This window comes from Tepidimonas thermarum, from assembly GCF_007556705.1.
GTDB lineage: Bacteria > Pseudomonadota > Gammaproteobacteria > Burkholderiales > Burkholderiaceae_C > Tepidimonas > Tepidimonas thermarum.
In genome coordinates, this window is sequence record NZ_VJOL01000081.1 from 1 (window position 1) to 6,128 (window position 6,128).

Annotated in this window: 3 protein-coding genes and 2 pseudogenes; 2 read left to right on the forward strand and 3 right to left on the reverse strand. The window is 66.2% G+C overall.

Features of this window, described 5'->3' with window-relative positions; genetic code table 11:
* Positions 1–126 precede the first annotated feature (126 nt).
* The 3 genes and pseudogenes from htpG to Tther_RS12610 form a co-directional block, all read right to left on the reverse strand.
* Positions 127–1,695 (reverse strand): annotated as a pseudogene (htpG, locus tag Tther_RS12600) (molecular chaperone HtpG); the annotation flags it as partial.
* Between the two features lie 143 nt (positions 1,696–1,838).
* On the reverse strand, positions 1,839–2,615 hold the full coding sequence (locus Tther_RS12605) for a pseudouridine synthase (RefSeq protein WP_143904414.1): 777 nt from the start codon (positions 2,613–2,615) through the stop codon (positions 1,839–1,841).
* A gap of 44 nt (positions 2,616–2,659) precedes the next feature.
* On the reverse strand, positions 2,660–3,376 hold the full coding sequence (locus Tther_RS12610) for a Crp/Fnr family transcriptional regulator (protein ID WP_246099048.1): 717 nt from the start codon (positions 3,374–3,376) through the stop codon (positions 2,660–2,662).
* Between the two features lie 203 nt (positions 3,377–3,579).
* Between Tther_RS12610 and Tther_RS12615 the strand changes: the two genes are divergently transcribed.
* Positions 3,580–5,526, forward strand: coding sequence for an AMP-dependent synthetase/ligase (locus Tther_RS12615; protein ID WP_143904416.1), 1,947 nt, complete (start codon positions 3,580–3,582; stop codon positions 5,524–5,526).
* A gap of 28 nt (positions 5,527–5,554) precedes the next feature.
* Positions 5,555–6,001 (forward strand): annotated as a pseudogene (locus tag Tther_RS12620) (ATP-binding cassette domain-containing protein); the annotation flags it as partial.
* Between the last annotated feature and the right edge of the window lie 127 nt (positions 6,002–6,128).

Sequence of the window (6,128 nt, forward strand, 5' to 3'; positions counted from 1 at the left end):
GTTTCCGCAATGCTCGCCGAACTCGACGACGAGTGGCTGACCGGCAAGGTCTATCTCAACTTCAACCTGTAACCCGGTTGTCATGACCACCCAACCGGAAATTTACAGAAAAGAGGTTGCACAATCCTTTTTCTCCGCCTCGTCCTGCAACTCGCCCAGGTCCACGGCGCCCTTGGCCACACTGCGCAGCGGCACGCCGTCGAACTCGTGCAGGAACGACATCGCCCACTCGTCCACGCGGTCGGTCATGAGCAGGACCTCGATCCCCTTTTGCCGAAACACCTCCAACTGCGGGCTGTTTTTGGCCGCCGCCAGCGTGTCGGCCGTCAGGTAGTAAATCGCCTTTTGGCCGTCCTTCATGCGCGCCTTGTAGTCGGCCAGGCTGACGCTGGGCGTGTCGCTGCGCGTGCTGGCAAAACGCAGCAGCCGCGCGATGCGTTCGCGGTTGGCCATGTCTTCGCCCAGGCCCTCTTTGAGCACGGCGCCGAACTCGGCCCAAAAGCGCGTGTAGCGGCCCGCCTCTTCCTGCGCCCGCGCCTTGTCGTCGTCGGACAGCGCCTCCCACGCCTCGCCCTCGGGCAGGCGGTCTTTAGCGGCCAGGTCCTCCAGCATCGACAGCACGCGGCGCGTGTTGCCGTCGCGGATGGCTTTGACGTCGCGGCTTTCCTGCAGCAACTCGCGGCTGACGTTGAGCGGCAGGTCGGCCGAGTCGATCACGCCCTTGACCCAGCGCAGGTAGGCGGGCATGAGCGATTCGGCGTCGTCCATGATGAAGACGCGCTTGACATAGAGCTTGACGCCGCCGCGCTTGTCGCGGTTCCACAGGTCAAACGGCGCCTTGGCGGGGATGTAGAGCAGCTGCGTGTACTCGGTGCTGCCCTCCACCCGGTTGTGGCTCCAGGCCAGCGGGGCCTCGCTGTCGTAGCTGAGGTTTTTGTAAAACTCGATGTACTGCTCGGCGCTGATGTCCTTCTTGGGCCGCGTCCACAGGGCGCTGGCGGCGTTGACCTGCTCCCACTCGTCCCGGAGCACGTACTCGCCCTTGTCCTTGTCCCACGCCTCTTGGGGCATGAGGATGGGCAGGCTGATGTGGTCGGAGTACTTGCCGATGATGGACTTGAGCTTCCAGCGGTTGAGGTATTCGCTGGCGTCGTCGCGCAGGTGCAGGATGACGCTGGTGCCGCGCGCCGCGCGGGTGATCGTCTCGGTGTCGAAGGCACCGCTGCCGTCGCTGCTCCAGCGCACGCCCTGCTCGGGCGGCAGGCCGGCGCGGCGGCTCTCGACGGTGATGCGCTCGGCCACGATGAAGCCCGAGTAAAAGCCCACGCCAAACTGGCCGATGAGCTGCGCGTCTTGCTTTTGGTCGCCGCTGAGGCGCTGCAAAAAGTCGCGCGTGCCGCTCTTGGCGATCGTGCCCAGGTGCTCGATCGCCTCGGCCTCGCTCATGCCGATGCCGTTGTCGGTGATGGTGATGGTCTTGGCCGCCTTGTCGAAGGTGACGCGGATCTCCAGGTTGGGCGCATCCTCGTAGAGCGAGGGGTCGGCCAGCGCCTCGAAGCGCAGCTTGTCGCAGGCGTCGGAGGCGTTGGAGATCAGCTCGCGCAAAAAGATGTCCGGGTTGGAATACAGCGAGTGCGTGACCAGGTGCAACAGCCGGGCCACTTCGGCCTGAAACGCATGGGTGTGCTTGCTCATGGGGCAGAAAGAAAAAACAACAACCGATTCACCACGTCCGGGCGCATGGCGTGGCGCCTGTGGCCACGCAGCGCGCAGCAGTTGGGGGCGGGGCGGCGGATTTCAAGGCGGCGGGTGCTCCCGCCCGTGTCAAAGGCGCCCGTTCAAAAGCGCTCGTGCTCGCCCAGGTAGCGCCACTGGCCGGGCGGCAATGCGCCCAACGCCACGCGGCCAATGCGCACGCGCTTGAGGCCCACCACGTGCAAGCCCACGCACTCGCACATGCGGCGGATTTGCCGCTTGCGCCCCTCGCGCAGGACGAAGCGCAGCTGCTCCGGATTGACCCATTCCACCTGCGCCGGCCGCAGCGGCACACCATCGAGCACCAGCCCGTGGCGCAGCCGGGCCAGGCGGTCGGCAGGCAAGACGCTCTGCACGTCGCGCGCCACCACGCCGGGACCACGGGGCCCATGCGGCGCCCACTGCACGCGCACCAAGTACTCCTTGTCCACGCTCGTGTGCTCGCCCACGATGGCCTTGGCCACGCGCCCGTCCTGCGTGAGCACGAGCAAGCCGGTGGAGTCGATGTCGAGCCGCCCCGCCGGGGCCAGCCCACGGGCATGCGCCGGCTCGAAGCGGCGCGGCGAGCGGTCCTCGCGCCAGCGCGTCTGCGGCCGGATCAGCGTGGCCGCGCTGGGGTGGCCATCTTCGGGCTGGCCACTGACATAGCCCACCGGCTTGTGCAGCAGGATGGTGACCTGCTGGCGCTGCTGGGCGCGCGCCGGGGCCGCGACCTCGACGCGGTCGGCCGCCGCCACGAGCTGCCCGAGCACGGCCGGCTGTCCGTTGACACGCACCCAGCCACGCGCAATCCAGTCGTCGGCCTCGCGGCGCGAGCACAACCCCAACTCGGCCAATCGCTTGTTCAAACGGATGGTCATGGCGCAACTGTAGCGCCTGGCCCGTGGGCGCCGCCGCCGCCCCCTCACAGGCCGTGGCGGCCGGCGCTGCGCAGCGTGTCCAGATCGATCACCCGCAAGCCGCCGTACTCCACGCGGATCGCGCCCGCGCGCTCCCAGCGCGCCAGCGCCTGGTTGACGCGCTGGCGCGACAAGCCGACCAGGTAGGCCAGCTCCTGTTGGGTGATGCGCAACACCTCCCCCACCCCGGGGAACAAGCCCGGATGGAACAAATTGGCCAGGCTGCGCGCCACGCGCACGTCGGGGTCGGAAATGCGGTCGATCTCGCGCGCGGCGATGAACTGCCCCAGCCGCTCGTTGAGCTGGTTCATCACGAAGCGGTTGAACCCGATCGAATGGTCCAGCAGCCAGTGAAAGGTCTCCACCGGCAGCCCGGCCACCAGGCTGCGGCGCAGGGCCTGGATGTTGTAGCGGTAGGTTTCGCGCTTGAGCGCGGTGCCCTCGCCAAACCAGCCGCCGGGCGCCACCCCGGTAAACGTCATGATCGGCCCCTGGCTGTCATCGTTGCTCATCTTGAGCAGCCCATCGATGAGCCCAAACCAATACGTCACCGGGCGGCCCACGCGGCAGATGTAGTCGCCCGGCTCGGCCTCGCTGACCACCAGGGCCGCGGCGGCCCGCTCGCGGGCCGAGGACTCCAGCCGGGCCATCCATGGGATGCTGTCGAGTTCGGCGGTGCTCAAGGCGCGTGCGCGCTGTCGCAATCGGTTGGCTTGGCTCACGGGGTCCCTCTCACTCCCTGCCGGGGCGCCTCCATTCTTGGCATCGCCGCCGCACACCCGCACACCCCCCTAGGGAAAGTCCTAGGCAGGGCAAGCCCTAAATTGTCAACCGACGGACAACATAGCGTCAAATGCTGACCTACAGTGTGTTCAACGATGCGGCAAGCCGGTGACCACGCGGCCGCCGCGGCAGAGGAGATTCCATGCGCACGACGTTCCCCCGCCTGCTCATCCAGCACGCCAGCGCGCGCCCCGACGCCCCCGCCATGCGGGAGAAGGAATACGGCATTTGGCAAACCACCACCTGGCGCCAGATGCTGGAGCGGGTGCGCCACATCGCCGGCGGTCTGCACCAGCTTGGCCTGCGCCGCGGCGAACACCTGGTGGTCATCGGCGCCAACCGCCCCAGCCTGTACGCCACCATGCTCGCCACGCAGGCGCTGGGCGCCATTCCCGTGCCGCTGTACCAGGACGCGGTGGCGGCGGAGTGCGTCTTCCCCATCAACAACGCCGACGTGCGCTTTGCCGTCGTCGAAGACCAGGAGCAGGTCGACAAAATGCTCGAAATCCGGCCGCAGTGCCCGCAGCTCGAGCACATTTTGTTTGACGACCCGCGCGGCCTGCGCAACTACGACGAGCCGGGCCTGGCCGGCCTCAAAGAGGTCGAGGCCGCCGGCGCCGTGTTTTGCCAAGAACACCCCGACTTTTTCCAGGAGGAGGTGGACAAGGCCAACCCGGACGACGTGGCGGCGATGTTCTTCACCTCCGGCACCACCGGCAACCCCAAGGGGGTGGTGCACACCCACTACACACTGCTCAACCGCGCCGAAGTGGGCGCCAAGTTCGACAAGCTCACCGAGCGCGAGGAGGTGCTGGCCTACCTGCCGCCGGCGTGGATTGGGCAAAACATCTTCAGCTACGCCCAGTGGCTGGCATGCGGCTACGTGGTCAACTGCCCCGAGTCGTCCTCGACGGTCATGATCGACCTCAAGGAAATCGGGCCGACCTACTACTTTGCACCGCCGCGCGTGTTCGAGGGGCTGCTGACCAGCGTCATGATCCGCATGGAAGACGCAGGCGCACTCAAGCGCAAAATGTTCCACACCTTCATGGAGGTGGCCCGCCGCGTCGGCCCGCAGCTCATGGACGGCAAGCCGGTGGGGCTGCTCGATCGGCTGCTCTACGCCCTGGGCGATGTGCTGGTCTATGGGCCGCTGCGCAACACCCTGGGCTTTTCGCGCGTGCGGGTGGCCTACACCGCTGGCGAGGCCATCGGCCCGGACCTGTTCACCTTCTACCGCTCGATCGGCATCAACCTCAAGCAGCTCTACGGCTCCACCGAAACCGCGGTCTTCGTCTGCCTGCAGCCCGATCACGAGGTGCGCGCCGACACCGTGGGCGTGCCCTGCGAGGGCGTGGAAATCAAGCTCTCCGACGCGGGGGAAATCCTGGTGCGCTCGCCGGGGCTGCTCAAGGAGTACTACAAAAACCCCAAGGCCACCGCCGAGGTGCTGGACGCCGACGGCTGGTACCACACCAGCGACGCGGGCTTCATCGACGCCAGCGGCCACCTCAAGATCATCGACCGGGTCAAAGACGTCGGCCGCCTCAAGGGCGGCCCCAACGACGGCGCCATGTTTGCGCCCAAATACGTCGAGAACAAGCTCAAGTTTTTCTCGTACATCAAAGAGGCGGTGGCCTTTGGCGACGGGCGCGACAAGGTCTGCGCCATGATCAACATCGACTTCGACGCCGTGGGCAACTGGGCCGAGCGCCGTGGCCTGCCCTACGCCGGCTACACCGACCTGGCCGGCAAGCCCGAGGTCTACGCCCTGATCCAGGAGTGCGTCGAGAAGGTCAACGCCGACCTCAGCCGCGACCAGATGCTCTCGGGCAGCCAGATCCACCGCTTCCTGATCCTGCACAAAGAGCTCGACGCCGACGACGGCGAGCTCACGCGCACCAACAAGGTGCGGCGCGGCTTCATCGGCGAGAAGTACGCGGTGCTGGTCGATGCGCTCTACGGCGGCAAAACCGAGCAATACATCGAGACCCAGGTCAAGTTCGAGGACGGCCGCACGGGCCAGATCAGCGCCACGCTGCGCATCGTGGATGCCAAGACCTTTGCCCCCGTGAAAGCGGCGGCCTGAAACCGACCTTCGATTCCCAGGATGCCCCATGGCCCACAAACACGTCGGTGACGTCATCCTCGACGTCCGCAACATCAGCCTGCGATTCGGCGGCGTCAAGGCGCTGACCGACATCTCGTTCAACGTCAAGGAGCACGAGATCCGCGCCATCATCGGCCCCAACGGCGCGGGCAAGAGCTCGATGCTCAACTGCATCAACGGTGTCTACACGCCGCAGGAAGGCTCCATCACCTTCCGCGGCCAGACCTTCAAGCACATGAACTCGCGCCAGGTGGCGGAGATGGGCATCGCGCGCACCTTTCAGAACCTGGCGCTGTTCAAGGGCATGAGCGTGCTCGACAACATCATGACCGGCCGCAACCTGCGCATGAAGAGCAACCTGTTTTTGCAGGCGCTGCGCATCGGCCCGGCCGAGCGGGAGGAGGTCGCGCACCGCGAGGTGGTCGAGCGCATCATCGACTTCCTGGAAATTCAGGGATTGTGCAACCTCTTTTCTGTAAATTTCCGGTTGGGTGGTCATGACAACCGGGTTACAGGTTGAAGTTGAGATAGACCTTGCCGGTCAGCCACTCGTCGTCGAGTTCGGCGAGCATTGCGGAAAC